General features: G+C 44.0%; 20 protein-coding genes, 1 pseudogene and 1 riboswitch. Of the genes and pseudogenes, 18 read left to right on the forward strand and 3 right to left on the reverse strand.

Annotated features, from left to right (window positions below):
* Positions 1-9: 9 nt before the first annotated feature.
* From YYK_RS00685 to YYK_RS00700, 3 genes are all read left to right on the forward strand, one after another.
* Entirely contained in the window at positions 10-1,521 is a 1,512-nt protein-coding gene (locus tag YYK_RS00685) for a metal ABC transporter solute-binding protein, Zn/Mn family (protein ID WP_011921705.1), read from the forward strand.
* Positions 1,522-1,623: 102 nt separating this feature from the next.
* A complete protein-coding gene (locus YYK_RS00690) occupies positions 1,624-2,094 on the forward strand; it encodes a CopY/TcrY family copper transport repressor (RefSeq protein WP_014636197.1) in 471 nt (156 codons plus the stop codon).
* Between the two features lie 180 nt (positions 2,095-2,274).
* Positions 2,275-2,484: a heavy-metal-associated domain-containing protein gene (locus YYK_RS00700; protein WP_011921708.1), complete on the forward strand. Its 210-nt coding sequence runs from the start codon at positions 2,275-2,277 to the stop codon at positions 2,482-2,484.
* Positions 2,485-2,511: 27 nt separating this feature from the next.
* Here YYK_RS00700 and YYK_RS00705 read toward each other — a convergent pair whose 3' ends face one another.
* Together YYK_RS00705 and tyrS are read right to left on the reverse strand one after the other, a co-directional pair.
* On the reverse strand, positions 2,512-2,889 hold the full coding sequence (locus YYK_RS00705; protein WP_012774905.1) for an HIT family protein: 378 nt from the start codon (positions 2,887-2,889) through the stop codon (positions 2,512-2,514).
* 57 nt (positions 2,890-2,946) lie between these two features.
* Complete coding sequence (gene tyrS / locus YYK_RS00710) at positions 2,947-4,203, reverse strand: tyrosine--tRNA ligase (protein ID WP_011922558.1); 1,257 nt, start codon at positions 4,201-4,203, stop codon at positions 2,947-2,949.
* Between the two features lie 153 nt (positions 4,204-4,356).
* On the opposite strand from tyrS, the gene pbp1b reads away from it, so the two are divergent.
* The 4 genes from pbp1b (at position 4,357) to YYK_RS00730 (ending at position 15,327) form a co-directional block, all read left to right on the forward strand.
* Positions 4,357-6,780, forward strand: coding sequence for a penicillin-binding protein PBP1B (gene pbp1b, locus YYK_RS00715; protein WP_011921713.1), 2,424 nt, complete (start codon positions 4,357-4,359; stop codon positions 6,778-6,780).
* 634 nt (positions 6,781-7,414) lie between these two features.
* Positions 7,415-10,987 carry a DNA-directed RNA polymerase subunit beta gene (rpoB, locus tag YYK_RS00720; RefSeq protein WP_002936570.1) on the forward strand — a complete coding sequence of 1,191 codons (3,573 nt, stop codon included), beginning with the start codon at positions 7,415-7,417 and terminating at the stop codon, positions 10,985-10,987.
* Between the two features lie 177 nt (positions 10,988-11,164).
* Positions 11,165-14,812, forward strand: coding sequence for a DNA-directed RNA polymerase subunit beta' (rpoC, locus tag YYK_RS00725; RefSeq protein WP_012774906.1), 3,648 nt, complete (start codon positions 11,165-11,167; stop codon positions 14,810-14,812).
* 149 nt (positions 14,813-14,961) lie between these two features.
* Positions 14,962-15,327 carry a DUF1033 family protein gene (locus YYK_RS00730; RefSeq protein ID WP_002936568.1) on the forward strand — a complete coding sequence of 122 codons (366 nt, stop codon included), beginning with the start codon at positions 14,962-14,964 and terminating at the stop codon, positions 15,325-15,327.
* 34 nt (positions 15,328-15,361) lie between these two features.
* Here the strand turns inward: YYK_RS00730 and YYK_RS00735 are convergent.
* Positions 15,362-16,305 (reverse strand): annotated as a pseudogene (locus tag YYK_RS00735) (S66 family peptidase).
* An 85-nt stretch (positions 16,306-16,390) separates the two neighbouring features.
* On the opposite strand from YYK_RS00735, the gene comGA reads away from it, so the two are divergent.
* The 11 genes from comGA to YYK_RS00790 all read left to right on the forward strand — a co-directional run bounded on the left by comGA (position 16,391) and on the right by YYK_RS00790 (position 24,459).
* The gene (gene comGA / locus YYK_RS00740; RefSeq protein WP_011921718.1) at positions 16,391-17,341 is read left to right on the forward strand and encodes a competence type IV pilus ATPase ComGA; all 951 of its coding nucleotides are present in this window, start codon (positions 16,391-16,393) and stop codon (positions 17,339-17,341) included.
* Positions 17,253-18,290, forward strand: a complete 1,038-nt coding sequence (comGB, locus tag YYK_RS00745) for a competence type IV pilus assembly protein ComGB (RefSeq protein WP_011921719.1) — start codon at positions 17,253-17,255, stop codon at positions 18,288-18,290. Before comGA ends, comGB begins: the two co-directional genes overlap by 89 nt.
* A 1-nt stretch (position 18,291) precedes the next feature.
* On the forward strand, positions 18,292-18,573 hold the full coding sequence (gene comGC / locus YYK_RS00750; protein WP_011921720.1) for a competence type IV pilus major pilin ComGC: 282 nt from the start codon (positions 18,292-18,294) through the stop codon (positions 18,571-18,573).
* Positions 18,554-18,961, forward strand: coding sequence for a competence type IV pilus minor pilin ComGD (gene comGD, locus YYK_RS00755; protein ID WP_011921721.1), 408 nt, complete (start codon positions 18,554-18,556; stop codon positions 18,959-18,961). The genes comGC and comGD overlap by 20 nt, the downstream gene beginning before the upstream one ends.
* Positions 18,933-19,226, forward strand: coding sequence for a competence type IV pilus minor pilin ComGE (comGE, locus tag YYK_RS00760; RefSeq protein ID WP_011921722.1), 294 nt, complete (start codon positions 18,933-18,935; stop codon positions 19,224-19,226). Before comGD ends, comGE begins: the two co-directional genes overlap by 29 nt.
* On the forward strand, positions 19,213-19,647 hold the full coding sequence (comGF, locus tag YYK_RS00765) for a competence type IV pilus minor pilin ComGF (protein ID WP_011922561.1): 435 nt from the start codon (positions 19,213-19,215) through the stop codon (positions 19,645-19,647). The genes comGE and comGF overlap by 14 nt, the downstream gene beginning before the upstream one ends.
* Complete coding sequence (gene comGG / locus YYK_RS00770) at positions 19,625-20,035, forward strand: competence type IV pilus minor pilin ComGG (RefSeq protein WP_011921724.1); 411 nt, start codon at positions 19,625-19,627, stop codon at positions 20,033-20,035. The genes comGF and comGG overlap by 23 nt, the downstream gene beginning before the upstream one ends.
* Before the next feature lie 56 nt (positions 20,036-20,091).
* Positions 20,092-21,045: a class I SAM-dependent methyltransferase gene (locus tag YYK_RS00775; protein ID WP_011922562.1), complete on the forward strand. Its 954-nt coding sequence runs from the start codon at positions 20,092-20,094 to the stop codon at positions 21,043-21,045.
* Between the two features lie 49 nt (positions 21,046-21,094).
* Positions 21,095-22,282, forward strand: coding sequence for an acetate kinase (locus YYK_RS00780; protein ID WP_012775473.1), 1,188 nt, complete (start codon positions 21,095-21,097; stop codon positions 22,280-22,282).
* A 125-nt stretch (positions 22,283-22,407) separates the two neighbouring features.
* Positions 22,408-22,552: riboswitch (THF riboswitch) on the forward strand.
* A 43-nt stretch (positions 22,553-22,595) separates the two neighbouring features.
* Entirely contained in the window at positions 22,596-23,147 is a 552-nt protein-coding gene (locus YYK_RS00785) for a folate family ECF transporter S component (RefSeq protein WP_012775474.1), read from the forward strand.
* A gap of 55 nt (positions 23,148-23,202) precedes the next feature.
* Complete coding sequence (locus YYK_RS00790; protein ID WP_012775475.1) at positions 23,203-24,459, forward strand: bifunctional folylpolyglutamate synthase/dihydrofolate synthase; 1,257 nt, start codon at positions 23,203-23,205, stop codon at positions 24,457-24,459.
* Positions 24,460-24,464: the final 5 nt, after the last annotated feature.

Genomic DNA, 24,464 nt, shown 5'->3' on the forward strand with positions numbered 1-24,464 from the left:
GGAGTTAAGATGAAAAAAGTTGGTTTATTATTCTTGTCTGTCTCAGCTTTGCTTTTGGGTGCTTGTGGCAATAGCACAGCTTCTGAAGATGGGAAGTTGAATATTGTAACGACCTTTTATCCTGTTTATGAGTTCACCAAGCAGGTGGCAGGTGATGAGGCAAATGTTGATCTGTTGGTTAAGGCTGGGACAGAGGTTCATGGTTATGAGCCGTCAGCCAAAGATATTGCTCGTATCCAAGAGGCAGATGCTTTTGTTTATGAAAATGAAAATATGGAAACATGGGTCCATGATGTTGAAAAATCACTTGATACAACAAAGGTTAATGTGATTAGTGCGACGGAGGGGATGTTGCTTTTGCCTGGTGGTGAGGAGGAACATGAAGGTCACGACCATAGTGAGGAGGGGCATAGCCATGCTTATGACCCGCATGTATGGTTGTCTCCTGAGCGTGCCATCACACTTGTAGAAAATATTCGTGATAGTTTGGTAGCTAAATACCCAGAAAAGAAAGATGCTTTTGAAACAAATGCGGCAGCCTATATTGAGAAATTAGATGCTTTGGATGCTAAATATTCTGAAACATTATCTGCTGCGAAACAGAAATACTTTGTTACACAGCATACTGCATTTGCATATTTGGCTTTGGACTATGGTTTGAAACAAGTTTCTATTACAGGTGTTGCTGCAGATGAGGATCCAACTCCATCACGTCTAGCAGAATTGACAGAGTATATTAATAAATATGGTATTAAGTATATCTATTTTGAAGAAAATGCGTCAAAATCTGTTGCAGAAACACTTGCCAAAGAGACTGGGGTTCAGTTGGACGTTCTTAATCCTCTTGAAAGTTTGACGGATGAGGATATGAAAAATGGTAAGGATTATATTTCTGTTATGGAAGATAATCTGATTGCCCTTGAAAAAACAACTTCCCAAGAAGGTTCTGAAATTTTGCCAGAAGAAGGTGCTGAGACTGCGCAAACTGTTTATAACGGTTATTTTGAAGATAGTGCCGTAAAAGATCGTACTCTTTCAGATTATGCAGGTGAGTGGCAATCTGTTTATCCATACTTGCTTGATGGTACACTAGATCAGGTCTGGGATTACAAGGCTAAGATCAAAGGTGGTATGACAGCTGAAGAGTACAAGACTTATTACGATACTGGCTACAAAACAGATGTTGATCAAATTAACATTACAGATAATACCATGGAATTTGTAGTGGGAGATAAGAAAGAAAAATTCACGTATAAGTATGTGGGTTATAAGATTTTGACCTACAAAAAAGGAAATCGTGGTGTTCGTTTCTTGTTTGAAGCAACTGATGCAAATGCTGGTAACTATAAGTATGTTCAATTTAGCGACCACAATATCGCCCCTGTTAAAACAGGTCACTTCCATATCTATTTTGGTGGAGAGAGCCAAGAAAAACTCTTGGAAGAGTTGGAAAACTGGCCGACATACTACCCTGTTGGTTTGACTGGTTTGGAAATTGGTCAGGAGATGCTGGCTCACTAAGAATAATGAGAAGACTGGGCAAGGTGTTCAGTCTTTCTTCTTGACAATTTTTGACTACAAATGTAAACTGAAGTTAGAAAATTATTGTTGGGAGGTGAATGTGTGGAGCAGACAATTTCTGCTGCGGAGTGGCAGGTCATGCGGGTTCTGTGGGCCCATCCTGGTGCGACTTCTCAGGAAATTATTCAGGCCTTGCAGGAAGGCTTTGATTGGCAGGCGACGACTATTAAGACACTTTTAGGGCGGCTGCGGAAGAAAAACTATTTGAGAATGGCTAAGGAAACTAGCAAGTACCACTATTATCCGCTGATTAGTGAAGAGGAACATTTGCAGGGGCAGGTGGAGCTCTTACTAGCTGCCATATGTTCCACAAAACAGGGGCAACTGGTTGAAAAACTGCTAGACACAGGGACATTTTCCAAAAAAAGCCTAGAAAATCTGGCCAGCAAAATCTCGCAGTTACAAAGGACTGCACCTGAGCAAATCGCTTGTCGGTGCTTGGCTGGGCAATGTACCTGCGGGCATCATCATACTCTTCGAAAATCAACCTCAGACGTTGTTGACTTGACTTGATGAGTGTAAAGCTCCTGTGGAGCTTTACAGCCTACTACCTGAAAATGCGAAAGTAGTAGGGTTCTATCTGCTCTTGGAGAAACGAAGACGTTCGCTTTATTTCCAACCTTCAAAGGTTCCCCGAACCTTTGAAGCTAGTCTGAATCTGATTTTCATTGAGTATAAAAAAGGAGAAAGAACATGAAGCAAACTTTGAAATTGAAAAACTTATCGTGCCAAAACTGTGTCAAGCATGTGACCAATCACCTCTTGGACTTGGATGGGGTGGAAGAGGTGAAAATCCAGCTGGAAGAGCAGTTGGCGGAGGTGGCAACCTCTGTGGCCTATGACTTGGAACGGTACCAAGAGGTGCTGGAAGATACTATCTATGAAGTGGAAGAGTTGGTATAAGCGAAAAAGCAGCCGTCGGGCTGCTTTTTATAATGCTTTGAGAAAATGAGTCAGGTCTAGTTGCGCTTGTGCAAGTGAAATTTGGTCCCAGAAGCCGTCTGATCGAAAGCGTGGAATTAGGTGGACATGGAAATGGGTGCCAGCATTAAACAAGCGATCGTTGCAGGCTGTGGTCACACCGTCAATTGCCAATGTTTGACAGAGTTTTTCAGTCAAAAATACTTCCAAGTCCGATAGTTCATAGCGAATAGTAGGTGGGACTTGACTGAGTGTGTCATAGTGGTCTTTGCTGATAATCAACAGATGCCCAGTTTGAATAGGGTCAATGTCCCAGACCACCTTGAAATATTCTGTCTGGTAGAGAATATCTATTTCTTCAATCTGATGGCAAAAAATACAGGTCATAGCTGTTCTCCTATTGATAGAACAAAAGGAAATCATGGTGGATTTCCTTGAAAAATCTTAATAAGTCAACACAGAATACTTCTTCTTCCCACGACGGATAACGGTTAACTCGCCGTCAATCTTGTCACTGTCAGAAAGGGTATAGTCCAAGTCTTGCACACGCTCACCATTGACATAAATGGCACCATTTTGTACATCTTCACGAGCTTGGCGTTTTGAATTGACAATACCAGAGGTAACTAGAAGTTCCACGATGTTAAGGTTGTCTTCAGCCTGTACAGCGTAGTTTGGAACGTTGCTGAGGCCTTGTTTGAGTTCTTTTGCGGATAGGTTTTTGATATTGCCAGCAAACAATTGCTCGGTGATGTTAAGGGCTTGGTTATAGGCTTCTTCACCGTGGACCAATGTCACGACTTCCTTGGCCAAAATCTTCTGAGCCAGGCGTTCATGACGGGCAGCGTCAAATTGTTTCTCGATTTCAGCAATCTCATCTAATGACAAGAAAGTAAAGATTTTCAAGAAACGAACGGCATCGTCGTCCATGACATTGAGCCAGAATTGGTACATTTCATACGGAGAAGTCTTGTCGGCATCCAACCAAACGGCGTTGCCTTCAGACTTACCAAATTTCTTACCTGTTGAGTCGGTGATAAGTGGCACAGTCATCACGTGACCAGACTTGTCAGCCTTGCGGCGAAGCAATTCAGTACCTGCAGTCATATTGCCCCACTGGTCAGAACCACCGATTTGTAGGGTCACATTGTGCTTGTCATTGAGCTCGTAGAAGTCATAGCCCTGCATGATTTGGTAGGCAAACTCGGTGTAGGAAATCCCTGTTTCAATCCGTTTTTTTACAGAGTCTTTGCTCATCATGTAGTTGACCGTGTAGTATTTACCAACATCACGAAGGAAGTCGATAAAGCTGATGTCTGAGAACCAGTCGTAGTTGTTGACCATTTCAGCCTTGTTGTCACCATTTTCAAAATCCAAGAAGCGAGAGAGCTGACCTTGGATTTTTGTTACCCAGCCGTCCACGGTGTCTTTGGTTTGCAAGCTGCGCTCCGCATCCTTGAAGGAAGGGTCGCCAATCAGACCAGTTGCACCGCCAACTAGGGCATAAGGCTTGTGGCCTGCTAACTGCAAGCGACGGCTAGTTAAGATAGCAACCAAGTGCCCCAAGTGTAAACTATCTGCTGTTGGATCGTATCCTGTGTAATAAGAAACCTGTCCTTCTGTCAATGCTTTTACCAAGGCTTCTTCGTCTGTCGTTTGAAAGACCAAGCCACGAGCTTTTAGTTCTTCAAAAATGTTCATGTGGGCTGTCTCCTTTAGGTTTAATATACAGGACCATAAACCATTTTATATGATTTTTGGACCGAACTTCATTTTAAAAAATTCCTCCCTATTATACCACGAAATTGCGGAAAATAAACAAAATTTGGTATAATGGAACGATAAGGAGTTAATATGGCGACTAAATCAGATAAGCAAGATTTTAAAAAGAAAATCAGTGCCCTAGGCTTAGGGGATGTAGTAGGAGTTTTCCTTCGGACGCTGAAATTATTATTCAATTCAGTAGCTGTCTTGGTGTTCCTATTCGGTCTTTTTGGTGCGGGTATAGGAATTGGTTTCGTGGTTAGTCTTTTTGATGACGTTAAGATTCCCAAAACAGAGGAACTGGTAGCGAAGGTTTCAGAAGTTAGTCGGATTTCCACCGTTACCTATTCGGATGGTAGCTTGGTGTCGGAAGTTAATTCAGATCTGCTTCGTGTACCTATTACTTCGGAAGAGGTCTCTAATTATCTAAAACAGGCTGTAATTGCGACAGAGGATGAAACATTTGAAACCCACAATGGGGTTGTGCCTAAGGCTGTTTTGCGTGCGGCACTGGGATCAGTTGGTCTAGGTTCATCTAGCGGTGGTTCAACCTTGACGCAGCAATTGATAAAACAGCAACTTGTCGGAGATGCTCCAACCTTTACGCGTAAGGCTAATGAGATTGTTTCGGCTTTGGCATTAGAGCGGAATATGACCAAGGAAGAGATTTTAACCATTTACTTAAATGTTTCTCCATTTGGTCGAAATAATCAGGGACGAAATATTGCAGGGGTAGAAGCTGCGGCTCAGGGAATTTTTGGTAAACCAGCGAAAGACTTGACTGTTCCTCAGGCTGCTTTTATTGCAGGCTTACCGCAAAGTCCGATTGTTTATTCTCCCTATGCATCAGATGGAACACGTAAATCAGATGAAGATATGGTTTACGGTATTGAACGCTATCAAGATGTTCTCTTTAATATGTATCGGGCGTCATTCTTGACCAAGGAAGAATACGAAACCTATAAAGCCTACGATATTAAACAAGATTTTATTGCTCCAGCTCCTGTAATGGCGGATACGAAAGATTATCTCTATTACAAGGTCATGGAAGAAGCGCAAGAGGTTATGTTTGATTACCTGGTGAAACGTGACAAGGTTTCTAAAAATGACTTGAAAAATGATGAAACAAAGGCATCCTATGAGGAGTTGGCCAAGCAAGAATTGAGCCAAGGTGGCTACACGATTAAGAGTACCGTTGATCAAAAAATCTATGCGGCGATGCAGTCTGTTGTGGCAAACTATGGATCTGTTTTGGATGATGGAAACGAATATGTCGAGACAGGTAGTGTGTTAATTGATAATGCCACAGGGGCCATTTTAGGATTTGTGGGTGGTCGCGACTATGCAACCAACCAAAATAACCATGCCTTTGATACCCTTCGTTCGCCAGCGTCAACCATCAAGCCTCTGTTAGCTTACGGTATTGCGATTGATCAAGGTTTGATAGGTTCTGCCAGCATCCTTTCAGATTATCCAACGAACTTTTCAAGTGGACAACCGATTATGTATGGTTCAGGACGTGGTACTGGTATGATGAACTTACAGACGGCTATTGACCGTTCTGTTAACATTCCTGCTTTTTGGACCTATAAGATGATGAGAAATGCAGGTGTAGATGCCAAAGCGTACATGGATAAAATGAATTATCATATTCCTATGTACGATATTGAAAGTGTACCGTTGGGTGGTGGTGTTGAAATTTCAGTATTGACAAATACCAATGCCTATCAAACTTTGGCAAATGGTGGCGTTTATAACAAACATTACATTGTTGAAAGCATTACTGCCTCTGATGGAACAGTAGTGTATCAGCATGAAGCGACTCCGGTTCAAGTCTATTCTAAAGCAACTGCAAGTATTATGAACCAGCTTTTGAGACAGGTTGTCAACTCTGGTTATACTACGACGTTCAAGAGTCGATTGAGTGGTTTAAACCCACAGGCAGCATCATCTGATTTCGTCGGTAAGACGGGAACAAGTAATGAAGTCAATGACGTGTGGCTCATGCTATCAACCCCTAGAGTAACTTTAGGTACCTGGGCTGGGAATGATGATAACTCAGAAATGTATGTCTGGACAGGCTACCACAATAATTCACAATATGTGGCCCATATGGTTGATGCGCTTTACAATGTTAATGCGGATATGTTCGCAGGAAAATTTGAATTAGACAGTAGTGTTATTGCTTCTAGCGTCGTTGCTTCTACAGGTCAACGTGCAGGGACAACACAGGTAAATGGGCGCCAAGTAACAGTTGGCGGTGCGATGACAACTAGTTATTGGGCTAAAAATGGTGCACCGGTAACGAGCTATAACTTCATGGTTGGGGGGACAGATAGTGATCGAGCACAGGCTTGGAATACAATTATCGGCTCCCAAACGGCAACATCAAGTAGCTCAACCCAACGAAGCAGTTCGACTCGGAGTAGCACGAGTTCTTCAGCTAATAACACGAACCAGTCATCAGAAACGCAAACAGCAACTAGTGAGCAAGCGAATAATGATTCACCTTGATTTTTCCTAGTACTTGTGCTATAATGGTATAAATTATTTGTCGTGTGTCTTGTTTGAAATATTGTCCAAACAAGGCTTGCAGCAGTTAAATCAAACTTTTTCAAAGGAAGATTTAGCTGCTCTTTTTGTGTCTATGAGGAATTTTTTTGAGAATTGTTACCTATTCTTAAAGATTCTAAAAATTCAGAAAAAGGATGAATGTTGGTCATCACATGGCTGTATATAATTGAACTCGGGCTACACTCCTGTAGAACTTTGACTTTGTTTACCCCTTGGCGTCGTAAACGTCTGAACCTTCTTCGACATTCTGTCTAGAAAGTCCTAGTCGTTCTGACGAGGGTGCGTCAACGAAATCAAAGATTTCGGACTTACCGCTTATTTTCTTTTGGAGTGTTAAACGCCCTCGTATCTTTAATTGAACTCGACCTAAAACCTGTGTGAAAAAGTGTATGAAATATTTACTTTGGTTTGTCACTCCCAACGTCGTAAACGTCTGGTCTTTCTTCGACATTCTGTCTAGAAAGCCCTAGTCGTTCTGACGAGGGTGCGTTAACGAAATCAAAGATTTCGGACTTACCGCTTATTCTCACTTTGGTTTTCACGGTCTCGTATCTTATTACAAAGGAGAAAACTTTTGGCAGGACATGAAGTTCAGTACGGTAAGCACCGTACCCGTCGTAGTTTTTCAAGAATCAAGGAAGTTCTTGATTTACCAAATTTGATTGAAATTCAAACGGACTCTTTCCAAGACTTTTTAGATTACGGTTTGAAAGAAGTCTTTGAAGATGTACTTCCAGTTTCAAACTTTACGGATACCATGGAATTGGAATTCGTTGGTTATGAATTGAAAGAGCCTAAATACACATTGGAAGAGGCGCGTGCGCATGATGCGAACTACTCAGCTCCAATTTATGTAACTTTCCGTCTGGTGAATAAAGAAACTGGCGAGATCAAGACACAAGAAGTCTTCTTCGGTGAGTTTCCAATCATGACTGAAATGGGTACCTTCATCATCAACGGTGCAGAGCGTATCATCGTTTCTCAGTTGGTTCGTTCACCAGGTGTCTACTTCAATGATAAAGTAGATAAGAATGGTAAAGTAGGTTATGGATCAACGGTTATTCCTAACCGTGGAGCTTGGCTGGAATTGGAAACAGACTCAAAAGACATTGCCTACACTCGTATTGACCGTACGCGTAAGATTCCGTTCACAACGCTTGTTCGTGCGCTTGGTTTCTCAGGCGATGATGAAATCTTTGACATCTTCGGTGATAGCGAATTGGTTCGCAATACCATCGAAAAAGATATTCATAAAAACCCAGCAGATTCTCGTACGGATGAAGCGCTTAAGGAAATCTATGAGCGCCTTCGTCCAGGTGAACCAAAGACAGCTGAAAGCTCTCGTAGTCTTTTGACAGCTCGTTTCTTTGACCCACGTCGTTACGACTTGGCACCTGTTGGTCGTTATAAGATTAATAAAAAACTCAACCTTCGTACTCGTTTGCTCAACCAAACACTTGCTGAGCATGTGATTAACGGTGAGACAGGCGAAATTGTCTTGGAAGCTGGTACTGTCTTGAGCCGTGACGTGCTTGAAAAAGTAGAAGCACAATTCGATGAGCTCAACTTGGTAGAATACATTCCAAATGACAATGCTGTTCTTCTTGAGCCAGTTCTTTTGCAGAAATTCAAGATTGTAGCTCCTAAGGATCCAGAACGTGTTGTGACGGTGATTGGTAATGCTAATCCTGCAGAAAACGTACGTACAGTAACACCTGCGGACATCTTGGCTGAAATGAGCTACTTCCTCAACTTGGCTGAGGGTCTTGGTCGTGTAGATGATATTGACCACTTGGGTAACCGTCGTATTCGTGCCGTTGGTGAATTGCTTGCTAACCAAGTACGTATCGGTTTGACTCGTATGGAACGTAACTTGCGTGAGCGTATGTCTGTTCAAGACAATGAAGTATTGACGCCACAACAAATCATCAATATCCGTCCTGTTACAGCCGCAATCAAAGAATTCTTTGGTTCATCTCAGTTGTCACAGTTCATGGACCAACACAACCCACTTTCTGAGTTGTCTCACAAACGCCGTTTGTCAGCCTTGGGACCTGGTGGTTTGACTCGTGACCGTGCTGGTTATGAGGTTCGAGACGTTCACTACACTCACTATGGTCGTATGTGTCCGATTGAAACGCCTGAGGGACCAAACATCGGTTTGATCAACAACTTGTCTTCTTATGGTCACCTCAACAAGTATGGCTTCATCCAAACACCATACCGCAAGATTGACCGTGCAACTGGTACAGTTACAAATGAGATCGTTTGGTTGACAGCCGATGAAGAAGATGCTTATATTGTAGCCCAATCAACATCGCCACTTGATGAAAACAACCGTTTCGTTGATAAGATTGTTATGGGACGTCACCAAGGTAACAACCAAGAGTTCCCAGCAGATTCAGCAGATTTCATGGACGTTTCACCTAAGCAGGTAGTTGCCGTTGCGACAGCATGTATTCCTTTCTTGGAAAACGATGACTCCAACCGTGCCCTCATGGGTGCCAACATGCAACGTCAGGCTGTTCCATTGATTGATCCAAAAGCACCTTACGTTGGTACTGGTATGGAATACCAGGCTGCTCACGACTCAGGTGCGGCAATTATCGCTCAACACGATGGTAAGGTTGTTTACGCAGATGCGGACAAGGTAGAAGTGCGTCGTGAAGATGGCTCGCTTGATGTCTACCACATTTCTAAATTCCGTCGTTCAAACTCGGGTACTGCCTACAACCAACGTACCCTTGTAAAATTGGGCGACATCGTAGAAAAAGGCGACTTCATCGCAGATGGACCTTCTATGGAAAATGGGGAAATGGCTCTTGGTCAAAACCCTATCGTTGCCTACATGACGTGGGAAGGTTACAACTTCGAGGATGCGGTTATCATGTCTGAACGCCTTGTGAAAGATGATGTCTATACATCTGTTCACTTGGAAGAATACGAATCAGAAACACGTGATACTAAGTTAGGCCCTGAAGAAATCACTCGCGAAATTCCAAACGTTGGTGAAGATGCCCTTCGCAACTTGGACGAAATGGGGATTATCCGTATTGGTGCCGAAGTTAAAGAGGGCGACATTCTTGTTGGTAAAGTCACACCAAAAGGTGAAAAAGATCTTTCTGCTGAAGAGCGTCTCTTGCACGCAATCTTCGGTGACAAGTCACGTGAAGTACGTGATACCTCTCTTCGTGTACCTCACGGTGCCGATGGTGTCGTTCGTGATGTGAAAATCTTTACTCGTGCCAACGGTGATGAATTGCAATCAGGTGTTAACATGTTGGTTCGTGTTTACATCGCTCAAAAACGTAAGATCAAGGTCGGAGATAAGATGGCCGGTCGTCACGGTAACAAGGGTGTCGTTTCACGTATTGTACCTGTTGAGGATATGCCATATCTTCCAGATGGAACACCAGTTGACATCATGTTGAACCCACTCGGGGTGCCATCACGTATGAACATCGGTCAGGTTATGGAACTTCACTTGGGTATGGCGGCTCGCAACTTGGGCATCCATATCGCAACACCAGTTTTCGATGGTGCAAGTTCAGAAGACCTCTGGTCAACTGTTAAAGAAGCAGGTATGGACTCAGATGCCAAGACCATTCTTTACGATGGACGTACAGGTGAACCATTTGACAACCGTGTATCTGTTGGTGTCATGTACATGATCAAGCTTCACCACATGGTTGATGATAAACTTCACGCCCGCTCAGTCGGACCATACTCACTCGTTACCCAACAGCCGCTCGGAGGTAAGGCTCAGTTTGGTGGTCAGCGTTTCGGTGAGATGGAGGTTTGGGCCCTTGAAGCCTACGGTGCTTCAAACGTCCTTCAAGAAATCTTGACTTACAAGTCAGATGATGTGACAGGCCGTCTGAAAGCCTATGAAGCCATCACCAAAGGTAAACCAATTCCAAAACCAGGTGTTCCAGAATCATTCCGCGTTCTTGTCAAAGAATTGCAATCACTTGGTTTAGATATGCGTGTCCTTGATGAAGACAACAACGAAGTAGAATTGCGTGACCTTGATGAAGGTGAAGATGATGACATCATCCACGTAGATGATCTTGAAAAAGCACGTGCAAAAGCCGCAGCTGACGCAGCCGCAGCCTTTGCAGCAGAAGAAGCAGAAGGCAAAGAATAATTAGAATGGATGGAACAAGTTGGTCCAAACCTCAGAACTGAAAGAGATAAGGGCCAACGGTCTTCCACCGTCTGATTTATAGAAAAATAGCTTACCAGCTATCCATTCTGCTGATTATTGTTCAAGAATTTGAGGTATGGGAATCCATCCTCTCACAAGAAAAGAAAGGGATTATTAGTGGTTGACGTAAATCGATTTAAAAGTATGCAAATCACGTTAGCTTCACCAAGTAAGGTTCGTTCATGGTCTTACGGTGAGGTTAAAAAACCTGAAACAATCAACTATCGTACACTTAAACCAGAACGTGATGGACTTTTTGACGAAGTCATCTTCGGTCCAACAAAAGACTGGGAGTGTTCATGTGGTAAATACAAGCGTATCCGTTATAAAGGGATTACTTGTGACCGCTGTGGTGTAGAAGTGACTCGTGCAAAAGTACGTCGTGAACGTATGGGACACATTGAGTTGAAAGCACCAATTTCACACATTTGGTATTTCAAAGGTATTCCAAGTCGTATGGGCTTGACCTTGGATATGAGCCCACGTGCGCTTGAGGAAGTTATCTACTTCGCAGCTTACGTGGTGATCGATCCGAAAGATACACCGCTTGAGCACAAGTCAATCATGACAGAGCGCGAATACCGTGAGCGTTTGCGTGAATATGGTTATGGTTCATTCGTTGCCAAAATGGGTGCAGAAGCGATCCAAGACCTCTTGAAACAAGTCGATCTTCCAAAAGAAATCGCAGCTTTGAAAGAAGAATTGAAAACAGCTTCTGGTCAAAAACGCATTAAAGCAGTTCGCCGCTTGGATGTATTGGATGCTTTCTATAAATCTGGTAACAAGCCTGAGTGGATGATTCTCAATATCCTTCCAGTTATTCCACCAGATTTGCGTCCGATGGTTCAGTTGGATGGTGGCCGTTTTGCCGCATCTGACTTGAACGAACTCTACCGCCGTGTTATCAACCGTAACAACCGTTTGGCTCGTCTCTTGGAACTTAATGCTCCAGGTATCATCGTACAAAACGAAAAACGGATGCTCCAAGAAGCTGTGGATGCTTTGATTGACAACGGTCGCCGTGGTCGTCCAATTACAGGACCAGGTAGCCGTCCACTTAAATCACTCAGCCACATGCTTAAAGGTAAGCAAGGACGATTCCGTCAAAACTTGCTTGGTAAGCGTGTTGACTTCTCAGGCCGTTCCGTTATCGCCGTTGGTCCAACTCTTAAAATGTACCAATGTGGTGTACCACGTGAAATGGCTATCGAGCTCTTCAAACCGTTTGTCATGCGCGAAATCGTTGCCCGTGATATTGCTGGAAACGTAAAAGCTGCAAAACGTTTGATTGAGCGTGGTGATGATCGTATTTGGGATATCTTGGAAGAAGTGATCAAAGAACACCCAGTTCTTTTGAACCGCGCACCTACCCTTCACCGTTTGGGTATCCAGGCTTTTGAGCCAGTTCTAATCGACGGTAAAGCCCTTCGTTTGCACCCGCTTGTCTGTGAAGCCTACAACGCCGACTTTGACGGTGACCAGATGGCGATTCACGTTCCATTGTCAGAAGAAGCACAAGCAGAAGCACGTATCCTTATGCTTGCGGCAGAACACATCCTTAACCCTAAAGATGGTAAACCTGTCGTAACACCATCTCAGGATATGGTTTTGGGTAACTACTACTTGACCATGGAAGATGCTGGTCGTGAAGGTGAAGGTATGGTCTTCAAGGATGCGGATGAGGCTGTTATGGCTTACCGCAATGGCTATGTTCACTTGCATACTCGTGTTGGTATCGCAACAGATAGCCTCGATAAACCTTGGAAAGACAACCAAAAACACAAGGTCATGATGACAACTGTCGGAAAAATCTTGTTCAACGCAATTATGCCAGAAGGTCTTCCATACTTGCAAGAGCCAAACAATGCTAACTTGACAGAAGGAACTCCTGATAAATACTTCTTGGAACCAGGATCAGATATTAAGGCTGCCATTGCAGAATTGCCAATCAACCCACCATTCAAGAAGAAAAATCTTGGTAACATCATCGCTGAAATCTTCAAGCGTTTCCGTACAACTGAAACATCAGCCCTTCTTGACCGTTTGAAAGACTTGGGTTATTATCACTCAACACTCGCTGGTTTGACAGTGGGTATTGCCGATATCCCAGTTATCGACAACAAGGCTGAAATCATTGAAGAATCTCACGAACGTGTAGAACAAATCAAGAAACAATTCCGTCGTGGTATGATTACTGACGATGAGCGCTATGCAGCTGTTACAGATGAATGGCGTTCAGCTAAGGAAAAATTGGAAAAACGCCTGGTTGAAAAACAAGATCCTAAGAACCCAATCGTTATGATGATGGACTCTGGTGCCCGTGGTAACATCTCCAACTTCTCCCAGTTGGCCGGTATGCGTGGTCTGATGTCAGCTCCGAACGGACGTATCATGGAATTGCCAATCTTGTCTAACTTCCGTGAAGGTCTTTCAGTATTGGAAATGTTCTTCTCAACTCACGGTGCCCGTAAGGGTATGACGGATACGGCCTTGAAGACAGCCGACTCAGGTTACTTGACTCGTCGTTTGGTTGACGTTGCCCAAGACGTTATTATCCGTGAAGACGACTGTGGAACAGACCGTGGTCTTGACATCCGTTCAATCACAGATGGCAAGGAAATGATCGAGCCACTTGAAGAGCGTTTGCAAGGTCGTTACACTAAGAAAACTGTTAAACATCCTGAAACGGGTGCCGTTATCATTGGTCCAAACCAATTGATTACGGAAGATATTGCCCGTGAAATTGTCAATGCAGGTGTTGAACAAGTAACCATCCGTAGCGTATTTACATGTAACACTCGTCACGGTGTCTGCCGTCATTGTTATGGTATCAACTTGGCGACAGGTGATGCGGTTGAAGTGGGTGAAGCAGTTGGTACAATCGCTGCCCAATCGATCGGTGAGCCTGGTACACAGCTTACAATGCGTACCTTCCACACGGGTGGTGTAGCCTCAAACAGCGATATTACGCAGGGTCTTCCTCGTGTCCAAGAGATCTTTGAAGCCCGTAACCCGAAAGGGGAAGCGGTTATCACTGAGGTTAAAGGTGAAGTTATCGCTATTGAAGAAGATGCTTCTACTCGTACCAAGAAAGTCTTTGTTAAAGGTAAAACTGGCGAAGGCGAATATGTGGTTCCATTTACAGCCCGTATGAAGGTTGAAGTTGGGGACCAAGTCGCGCGTGGAGCAGCCCTTACCGAAGGTTCTATCCAACCAAAACGCTTGCTTGAAGTCCGTGATGTCTTGGCGGTTGAAACTTACCTTCTTTCTGAAGTTCAAAAAGTTTACCGTAGCCAGGGTGTAGAAATCGGCGACAAGCACATCGAGGTAATGGTTCGTCAAATGCTTCGTAAAGTTCGTGTCATGGATCCAGGTGACACAGATCTTCTCATGGGTACCCTCATGGATATCACAGACTTTACAGATGCCAATGCGGAAGTGGTTATTGCGGGTGGTATTCCGGCAACAGCTCGTCCAGTTCTTATGGGTATCACGAAGGCTTCCCTTGAAACCAACTCATTCTTGTCTGCCGCATCCTTCCAAGAAACAACTCGCGTTCTTACAGATGCAGCTATTCGTGGTAAACGTGACAACCTTCTCGGTCTTAAAGAGAACGTTATCATCGGTAAGATTATCCCAGCAGGTACAGGTATGGCCCGCTACCGTAATCTTGAACCACAAGCCATCAATGAAGTTGAAATCATTGAAGACACAGTAGCAGAAGAGCTTGCTGCAGAAGCAGAGCTTGAAGCTGTAACTGAATAAATTAAGATGGCACATCTCTCTCTTTGAGGGATGTGTTTTTGATATTCGGAAAGAAACCATATATATGACTTGATAAGGAATTAACAAGCAGAATGTTTTCTTAAATCATACAATTTCGATATAATGTGTACGAAAAAGGAAGTAATATTATGTATCAAGTTATTAAAATGTATGGAGATTTTGAACCCTGGTGGTTCTTAGATGGTTGGGAAGAGGATGTTACCAGTAGGGCTGCTTTTGATCGCTATGAGGATGCACTGAATGCCTTTCAAAAAGAGTGGGTACGGCTATCAGAGGATTTTCCAATGAAGAAAAGTAAGAATGGAACGATGGTGGCTTTTTGGGATGAATCAGACCAGCATTGGTGCGAGGAATGCGATGAATATTTGCAGCGGTATCATTCGCTGATGTTGGTAGAAGCGAGAGAAAATTTACCGGCTGGTTTTATTAAGCAACCTACGCAACCTCGTGTACGCCCCTGCAAATTAAAACAAAATAATTGCGTAAATGAATAATAAAAGAGGATTGACCTTTGCGGGTCAATCCTTTTTAGCTGAATCTGATAGTAAATGCTTCCGCATCAAGTTCAACATGCTCGCCAATCCGAATGGTAAACAGAGGCTGGGTATGGGCAAAGTCCAAATCATAGAGAACAGGGCTGGTTTTGAGAGTAGGGTGCTTGTCCAAAATCGCCAGCAAAATCTCCTCCGTCATCTTGGTCTCTTTAGGAAAACGACCGAAGACAAGAGCCTGTGGATTTGGATAGGCTTGTAAAAGTGCAGTCAAGTGACGAGCGATAATGAGATAATCGTCGTCTTCCGCCTCCTCTAAAAATAGAATATATTCGTCTGGTCTGGGAGCAAACTCTGTTCCAGTCAGTAGGTTGAGATATTTCCACCAATGGCAATACCAGAGGCCTGGCCTGGATTGTAGACTTTCCATTCTGTTGGGTAAAAGGTGCGAGGGGCGTCTGGTAGGTACCAAGCGTCGCTAGACCATTCTGGACTCGGGGTCAAGTCAAAGGAGTCTTGTGTCACAGCCTTGAGCCAGGCCTGAGTCTGGTAATCTTGTCCCTCACGCATCTTAAAGCTGCTATAGAATGGTCCCATGTAAGTCTGTATACCTGTTTTGGCATAGATGGCATTGAGCAGGGCAGTTGTGTCCGAATAACCACAGAAAATCTTTGGATTGCGGGCAATTATGTCAAAATTCAAATAAGGTAATAGCTCATTGCAGTTGAAACCACCAATGGTTGTCAAAATGGCATCGACCGACTCATCCGCAAAGGCTGCTTCCAAGTCCGCAACACGACTGGCAATCGGAGCCGAATCGAACATATCATTTTCAAAATAATGTTCTGAGAAAGAGAGTTTGAAGCCCAGATTTTCTAGTTTTTCCTTGGCGGCAAGATTGGCCTCAAAACCACCAACTCTTTCGATAGAAGATGACGGGCTGACAATGCGAATATGGTCGCCTTTTTTTAATTTTTTCATAGGAAGCTCCAAGCTTTTTTATTATTTTAACAAAAAAGTATGGAAAATCAAGTCTCCTTACGAATTGATAGGGTGAGGAGGTTGTATGATTCAAGAAAAAGCAAGAAAGATGATTGAAGAGGCGGTGGCGGATAGGGTCAGTGACATTTATCTGGTTCCTCGTGGTGAGTGTTACCAAGTCTATCATCGTATCATGGACGATCGGGAATTTGTGCAAGACTTGGCTGAGGAGGAAGTAACAGCCATCATCAGCCATTTCAAGTTTTTAGCAGGTTTAAATGTTGGCGAAAAACGCCGTAGCCAGCAGGGTTCCTGTGACTATGATTATGGGAGCGGAGAGATTTCACTTCGCTTATCAACTGTCGGAGATTATCGTGGCAAGGAAAGTTTGGTTATCCGCCTGCTCTATGACAATGACAAGGAACTCAAGTTCTGGTTTGAGGCGGCCGAGCGGCTTGCAGAAGAAATCAAGGGACGAGGGCTCTACCTTTTTTCGGGTCCAGTCGGCTCTGGTAAGACCACACTTATGTACCATCTTGCTAGGCTGAAATTCCCAGACAAGCAGATTTTGACCATCGAGGATCCTGTTGAAATCAAGCAGGAGGACATGCTGCAACTCCAGCTCAATGAAGCCATCGGAGCCACCTACGACAATCTGATCAAACTGTCCCTCCGTCATCGACCAGACTTGCTCATCATCGGTGAAATTCGGGATGCGGAAACCGCTCGAGCAGTCATTCGAGCCAGCCTGACAGGAGCTACCGTTTTCTCAACAGTTCATGCAAGGTCTATTTCGGGTGTCTATGCTCGTATGTTGGAATTGGGTGTCGGTCCTGAGGAGTTAAACAATGCCCTTCAAGGTATTGCCTATCAACGTTTAATCGGGGGAGGAGGTGTGGTAGATTTTGCAAAGGGAAATTACCAAAACCATTCCGCAGACCAGTGGAATGCGCAAATTGATCGGCTTTTTGCAGCAGGACATATCAGTCTTCGGCAGGCAGAAACAGAAAAAATTACCCTTGGCTCGCCAGCGTAAGGTCATTGAGCTTTTCAATAATCTTTTTGCCAGTGGTTTTCATCTGGGGGAGATTGTTGATTTCCTCAAACGCAGTCAGCTTCTGGCAGATCCCTATACCCAGGTCTTGTCAGACGGGTTGCTGGCAGGCAAACCCTTTTCGAGTTTGCTGGCAGATTTGCGATTTTCAGATGCGGTGGTCACACAGGTGGCTCTAGCAGAAGTTCATGGTAATACCAGCCTGAGTTTGATTCATATCCAGTCCTATCTGGAAAATGTCAGCAAGGTTCGTAAAAAGCTGATTGAGGTGGCGACCTATCCGATTATATTGCTTGGTTTTCTGCTTTTGATTATGCTTGGCTTGAAAAACTATCTTCTGCCCCAGTTGGAGGAAGGCAATGCAGCGACAGTGCTGATTAATCATCTACCGACCATCTTTTTATCTCTAAGTGGACTTAGTTTGGTGGCGGTCTTAGCTGGTATGGTTTGGTTTCGCAAAACCAATAAAATTAAGGTCTTTTCCTGCTTGGCAGCTCTGCCATTTTTCGGAAAACTCATCCAAACCTACCTGACGGCCTATTACGCCAGGGAGTGGGGGAGTTTGATTGGGCAAGGCTTGGACCTGCCGCAGATTGTGGGCTTGATGCAAGAGCAGCAGTCGCAGCTTTTTCGGGAGATTGGCCAGGACCTGGAGCAGTCGCTTTCCAATGGTCAGAGTTTTCACGAACACATTAAGACCTACGCCTTTTTTAAGCGGGAGCTGAGTTTGATTGTCGAGTACGGTCAGGTCAAGTCCAAGTTGGGTAGCGAGTTGACAGTTTATGCGGCTGAATGTTGGGAGGATTTTTTCTCTCGGGTCAATAGAGCCATGCAGCTAATCCAACCGCTGGTCTTTCTCTTTGTGGCCTTAATGGTCGTTCTCATCTACGCAGCCATGTTGCTGCCGATTTATCAAAATATGGAGTTGTAAAATGAAAAAATTAGTTGAAATGAAGGTAAAAGGGTTCACTCTGGTGGAAATGTTGGTCGTTTTAGGGATCATTAGCCTGCTCTTGCTCCTCTTTGTGCCAAATTTGAGCCAGCAGAAGGATGCTATTCAGAAGAAGGGGGATGCGGCTGTTGTCAAAGTAGTGGAGAGTCAGATGGAGCTCTATGAATTGGAACATGACGAGGAAGCAACGGTGGCAGATTTGCAGGCGAAAGGTTATATTACTGAAAAACAAGCAAAACAGTATGCTACGGCGAAAAAATAAGGCTTTTACCCTGTTTGAAAGCCTGCTGACCTTGTTGGTTGTCAGTTTTTTAGCTGTTTCCTTATCAGGAACAGTACAAACGGTCTTTCGGTCTGTTCAGGAAGAAATTTTTCTCTGGGAATTTGAGGCCATCTATAAAGACAGTCAGAAATTAGCAGCCAGTTCCCACAAAAAAGTGAACCTTGCTATCGGTGGACAGGAGGTTACAAATGGTTATCAGGCTGTAGAGGTGCCCAGAAACGTAGAGGTCTTAGAGGAGAAAACTATTCAGTTTGAAGAAGATGGTGGAAATTCTTCTCTGACCAAGATTCGTTTTCACCTTAGTCAAAAAATAGTCACGTATCAATTATATATAGGGAGTGGTCGCTATAAGAAAACAGAAGAATAAGGCTTATATTTTGCTAGAAAGTCTGGTTGCCCTTGCGACTCTAGTGACCATTTGCAGCTTGATTTTATCAGCTGTGGATGCAGGTCGTAGGCGACAGGTTTGGGAATTGGAACAACAGGAGGTTTTCAACTTAGCACAGATGGCTGTCCAGACAAAACAAGATGACCTAGCCTTAAACGGAGTTGCAGTTCAGGTTCAACGAACTGCGGAAAGAGTTGCGGTTTTCCATGAAGGAAAGGAGGTTTTATCGGTTGTTAAAAAGTAAAATTCCTGCTTTTACACTCTTGGAATGTTTGGTGGTTCTAGTCATTCTGTCAGGTAGCCTCTTGATTTTTGAAGGCTTATCCAAATTACTAGTCCAGGAAGCGCATTATCAAGGTCAGACCGTTCAAAAGGAATGGTTGGTCTTCTCTAGCCAATTGCGGTCGGAGTGGGACCAGGCTGAATTGGTCAAGGTTGAAAATGGCAAGGTCTATGTCAACAAAGGTGAACAGGCTTTGGCCTTTGGCAAGTCATGGTCGGATGATTTTCGGAAAACAAATGATAGAGGCCAGGGTTACCAACCCATGCTCTATCAGGTGGATAGCGCAGCCATTTCCCAAGAAAACCAGCTGGTGCGCATCGACTTTAGCTTTAAAAACGGAGAGGAGCGAACCTTTATCTATGCTTTTAAAGAAAAAAGTTAAGGCTGGCATCCTACTCTATGCCCTTTTGATGCTGGCTGTTTTTAGTCTCTTGCTTCAGTTTTATCTCCACCGCCAAGAGGCTGAGAGTCGCTTGGTACAGGTGGCAAGGCAAGAAACGACTGCTTATATCATGGCTCAGATGGTCTTGGACAAGGTCGAGCAGGACCTGCAAGTAGAAAAAATAGTTACGGGAGCGGTAGTGAATGAAAAGGAAGCAAATTTAACCACAGGTTCTAAGCAGAAGGAGAATAGAGGAAGGGTCTCCTTTCAAGAGGGACAGGCTCGTTATCAACTTAAAGGAGACCAACTATTGGTTACAGTTGAGTTAACAAGTGATGGTCTGTATACCTATCAATTTCCTTTTGGGCTATCATCAGAAGGAGGGTGAGTTGACTCGTTCTCCTTTTTAGTGCAAAGTCTGTGAAATTTTGATAAGATAGGAGTATGAATTTTGAAAAGATCGAACAGGCTTACGACCTGCTATTAGAAAACGTACAGACTATCCAAAACCAGCTAGGTACCAATATCTATGATGCCATGATTGAGCAAAATGCTACTTACGTAGCTGGTCAGCATGAGACGGATCTTGTTGTCAAAAACAATCAGACCTTGAAACAACTAGATTTAACCAAGGAAGAATGGCGTCGTGCCTATCAATTCTTGCTCATCAAGGCCAATCAGACTGAGCCCATGCAGTACAATCACCAGTTCACACCAGACTCTATCGGATTTATCCTATCTTTTCTAGTAGACCAATTGGTGCCGACTCAAAAGGTGACGGTTCTGGAAATTGGTTCGGGGACAGGCAATCTAGCTCAGACCATTCTCAACGCCAGCCAGAAAGAATTGGATTATTTGGGGATCGAAGTGGACGACCTCTTGATTGATTTGTCGGCAAGTATTGCGGATGTCATGCAGGCAGATATTTCTTTTGCTCAGGGAGATGCGGTACGTCCGCAGATTTTGAAGGAAAGTCAAGTAATTTTGGGAGATTTGCCTATTGGCTACTATCCAGATGACCAGATTGCTAGCCGTTATCAGGTCGCCAGTCCAAAGGAACATACCTACGCCCATCATTTGCTCATGGAACAATCCCTCAAATATCTGGAAAAAGATGGCTTTGCGATTTTGTTGGCTCCAAATGATTTATTGACTAGTCCGCAAAGCGATTTGCTGAAAGGTTGGTTACAGGAGCAAGCCAATATTGTTGCCATGATTGCCCTGCCACCAAATCTCTTTGGGAAGACTGCTATGGCCAAGTCTATTTTTGTCTTGCAAAAGAAAGCTGCAAGATCGTTGACGCCGTTTGTTTATCCCTTACAAAGTCTTCAAGAACCAGAAGCTATTCAGAAGTTCATGCTCAATTTCAAAAATTGGAAGCAAGAGAATGCAATTTAAGTGAAAATCTGTTATACTAGTTAGGAAAACGCTTTAAAAGAGGTAAGATATGTCAAAAACAATTGCAATTAATGCAGGTAGTTCAAGTCTAAAATGGCAACTTTATCAAATGCCAGAAGAAACAGTATTAGCGGCAGGGATTGTTGAGCGCATCGGTTTGAACGATTCCATCTCAACAGTTAAGTATGATGGGAAGAAAGAAAGTGAAGTTTTAGATATTCCTAATCATACGGTTGCGGTTAAGATCCTCCTAGAAGACTTGCTTAAACACAACATCATTGCTGCTTACGAGGAAATTACTGGCATCGGACACCGTGTTGTTGCAGGTGGAGAGATTTTCAAAGAATCAGTTGTTATTGGACCAAAAGAGGTTGAGCAAATTGAAGAACTAAGTGCTTTGGCACCGCTTCATAACCCAGCACACGTGGCGGCGATGCGCGCATTTGAGGAAGTACTACCAGAAGTTTTGAATGTAGCTGTTTTTGATACAGCCTTTCACACTACGATGCCAAAGCATGCCTATCTTTATCCGATTCCACAAAAGTACTATACCGACCACAAGGTTCGTAAGTATGGAGCGCACGGAACTAGCCACTACTATGTAGCGCATGAGGCAGCAAAAGTTTTGGGGCGTCCAATCGAAGAGTTAAAATTGATTACGGCACATATCGGAAATGGTGTATCCATCACTGCTAACTATCATGGTGAATCTGTGGATACTTCAATGGGCTTCACACCACTAGCTGGTCCAATGATGGGAACTCGTTCAGGGGATATTGATCCTGCTATCATTCCTTATTTGATTGCGAATGTTGAAGAACTGAAAGATGCTGCAGATGTTGTGAACATGTTGAATAAACAGTCAGGCTTGTTCGGTGTATCTGGCTTCTCAAGTGATATGCGTGATATTGAAGCAGGCATCCAAGCTCACAATCCAGATGCAGTGTTGGCCTACAATATTTTCATTGACCGTATTAAGAAATTTATCGGTCAGTATCTTGCAGTTTTAAATGGGGCAGATGCTATTGTCTTCACGGCTGGTATGGGTGAAAATGCACCGCTTATGCGCAATGACGTAGTAGAAGGCTTGTCTTGGTTTGGTATTGAGTTGGACCCAGAAAAAAATGTATTTGGCAACTATGGTGACATTTCAACGGCAGAATCAAGGGTTCGTGTCTTGGTTATTCCGACGGATGAAGAATTGGTTATTGCGCGTGAAGTTGAACGTTTGAAATAAGAAAAACTAACTGGTAGTCGGAGACTGCCGGTTTCTCTTATAGTTTATACCTTTAGAAAGGTATAGTTTTTAGCAAGTGGTCAAAATATATAGTGTGTGATACAATAGACTAGCAAAGAAATTTGCACAGAGTAGATGGTTTGCGTCAAGTGTATGTGGATGGGATGTTGCCACATAACGAAGCTGATCTTTGCTTGCATCTGATGTCTCCTAGAGTAGGAACATTGGATCTGGCTGAGAGTAGCGCGGTAAACCATTGCATCCGCTGTCGAATACACACGACAGCTCCATTTTTTGAAAAGGAGCATTTTTTATGGAAAAGAAGATTCCAAAACTAACGGTGCAGTTGTTGGCTGCTATTGCGATGACTCTTGCCTTGGTCATGATTGCGGAGAACCATTTTTCTGTTCGTCTTTCTGATACCTTGCAGGTCCAGTTTACCTTTATCCCTAATACTATTTTAGGTGCGATTGCTGGTCCTGTTTGGGCTGCTGTATTTGCGGCGATTTCAGACCCAGCTTTTGTCTTGTTTAGTGGACAGAGCATGCTTTTTAGTTTTATCTTGATTGAGGCGGTATCGGCTTTTATCTATGGCTGGTTCTTCTATCGAAAACCGCTAGACACCAAGAACAAGGCTGATTGGCTCTATGTTGCAGGGGTTGTTGTCTTGATTCAGGTTGTGATTTCCTTTATCATGACACCGATTGCCCTCCATTTCCATTTTGGAACACCTTGGATTGTTCTGTATAGCAGTCGCTTGATTAAGGCGGTTTTTGAAATTCCATTACGCATTGTCGTGACTATGCTTGTCTTACCAAGTTTACAAAAAATACCTGAATTGGCTAAGTTAATGGGCATTAAATAAAACAGTATCAAGCAACAGGTCATCCCCCTGTTGCTGCTTTTGTAGAGAGGGAATCATGAATTATCAAGAAACTCGCCGGTGGCTATCTAGTCGTCCTGCATCAGATTTAGAAAATGGCGTTGCACGTGTCAACTGGATTTTGGAACGCTTGGACAATCCCCAGCTTCAAGTGCCGACCGTTCACTTCGTAGGTACAAATGGCAAGGGCTCGACCCTCAACGCCTTACAGTCTATCTTACGGTCTTCGGATTACACCGTCGGTCGCTTTACCTCACCGTCTATCATTGATTTTCGAGAGCAGATTGTATTTGAGCAGGAGATGATTTCGGAGGAAGATTTTGCAAGGATTGTGACAGACTTGCAACCCTTGATTGAGGACTTGGACCAGACGGCTGGACTGGATGCCATCTCGGAGTTTGAGATTGTAGTAGTGGCTATGTTTGTCTACTTTGCCCACTACCAGCGTCCCGACATTCTCTTGGTGGAGGCGGGCATGGGTGGTTTGCAGGATGCGACCAATGTCCTTGCCCCATTGGCAGTAGTTTGCCCGTCCATCGGCTTGGACCATCAGGCTTTTTTGGGAGAGACCCACGCTGCTATAGCCCGTCACAAGGTTGCTGTCTTGCGTGAGCGGGTTCCCCTCCTCTATGCGACCGACCAGTCAGAAGTGGTGGCAGCATTTGAGGATCACGCCAGTCAGCTTCAGAGTCCGACCTATGCGGTGGGACGGGAGATTCTTTTGGAAAATAGCAGAGCAGGCTTTGCTGTTTCAAGTACTCTCGGCCGTGTGGAAGAGTTAACACTGCAGATGCAGGGTCGTCACCAGGAGGTCAATGCAGCCTTGGCAGTGACAACAGCTCAGCTTCTCAGCCCTGATTTTCCAACAATTACCAATGAAACCATCCGCCAGGGCTTGTCCCAAGCCATCTGGCCGGGCCGCTTAGAGTTGATTAGGCCTAATCTCATGATTGACGGTGCCCACAATAATGAAAGTATCGCCGTCCTGACACAACTCTTGGAAGAAAAGTATGCTGACAGGGATATTGAAATCCTCTTTGCGGCCATCAATACCAAGCCAGTGGACCAGATGTTGTCCCAGCTTAGCCAATTTGGACCTGTTAGCGTGACGACCTTTGACGATTTCAGAGCGGTACAGTTAGGAGATTATCCGTCAGGCTATGAACGAGTTCAGACCTATCAGGAGTGGTTGGAGCAGGTGGACTTGGACAATCCCAAACAACTCTACCTGATTACAGGCTCGCTATATTTCATTACCTATGTGAGGAAGTACATTTTAGAAGAACTTGTATAGAAAAA

The organism is Streptococcus suis S735 (genome assembly GCF_000294495.1).
GTDB classification, from domain to species: domain Bacteria; phylum Bacillota; class Bacilli; order Lactobacillales; family Streptococcaceae; genus Streptococcus; species Streptococcus suis.

Excerpts from the sequence above, each read along its gene's own strand:
- comGA (WP_011921718.1), top strand. The coding sequence starts at position 16,391 with ATGATTCAAGAAAAAGCAAGAAAGATGATTGAAGAGGCGGTGGCGGAT.
- comGB (WP_011921719.1), top strand. The coding sequence starts at position 17,253 with ATGCGCAAATTGATCGGCTTTTTGCAGCAGGACATATCAGTCTTCGGC.
- YYK_RS00705 (WP_012774905.1), bottom strand. The coding sequence starts at position 2,889 with ATGACCTGTATTTTTTGCCATCAGATTGAAGAAATAGATATTCTCTAC.
- tyrS (WP_011922558.1), bottom strand. The coding sequence starts at position 4,203 with ATGAACATTTTTGAAGAACTAAAAGCTCGTGGCTTGGTCTTTCAAACG.
- YYK_RS00790 (WP_012775475.1), top strand. The coding sequence starts at position 23,203 with ATGAATTATCAAGAAACTCGCCGGTGGCTATCTAGTCGTCCTGCATCA.
- YYK_RS00700 (WP_011921708.1), top strand. The coding sequence starts at position 2,275 with ATGAAGCAAACTTTGAAATTGAAAAACTTATCGTGCCAAAACTGTGTC.
- YYK_RS00780 (WP_012775473.1), top strand. The coding sequence starts at position 21,095 with ATGTCAAAAACAATTGCAATTAATGCAGGTAGTTCAAGTCTAAAATGG.
- YYK_RS00685 (WP_011921705.1), top strand. The coding sequence starts at position 10 with ATGAAAAAAGTTGGTTTATTATTCTTGTCTGTCTCAGCTTTGCTTTTG.
- YYK_RS00775 (WP_011922562.1), top strand. The coding sequence starts at position 20,092 with ATGAATTTTGAAAAGATCGAACAGGCTTACGACCTGCTATTAGAAAAC.
- pbp1b (WP_011921713.1), top strand. The coding sequence starts at position 4,357 with ATGGCGACTAAATCAGATAAGCAAGATTTTAAAAAGAAAATCAGTGCC.
- YYK_RS00785 (WP_012775474.1), top strand. The coding sequence starts at position 22,596 with ATGGAAAAGAAGATTCCAAAACTAACGGTGCAGTTGTTGGCTGCTATT.
- comGG (WP_011921724.1), top strand. The coding sequence starts at position 19,625 with ATGCTTTTAAAGAAAAAAGTTAAGGCTGGCATCCTACTCTATGCCCTT.
- comGC (WP_011921720.1), top strand. The coding sequence starts at position 18,292 with ATGAAAAAATTAGTTGAAATGAAGGTAAAAGGGTTCACTCTGGTGGAA.
- comGD (WP_011921721.1), top strand. The coding sequence starts at position 18,554 with ATGCTACGGCGAAAAAATAAGGCTTTTACCCTGTTTGAAAGCCTGCTG.
- YYK_RS00730 (WP_002936568.1), top strand. The coding sequence starts at position 14,962 with ATGTATCAAGTTATTAAAATGTATGGAGATTTTGAACCCTGGTGGTTC.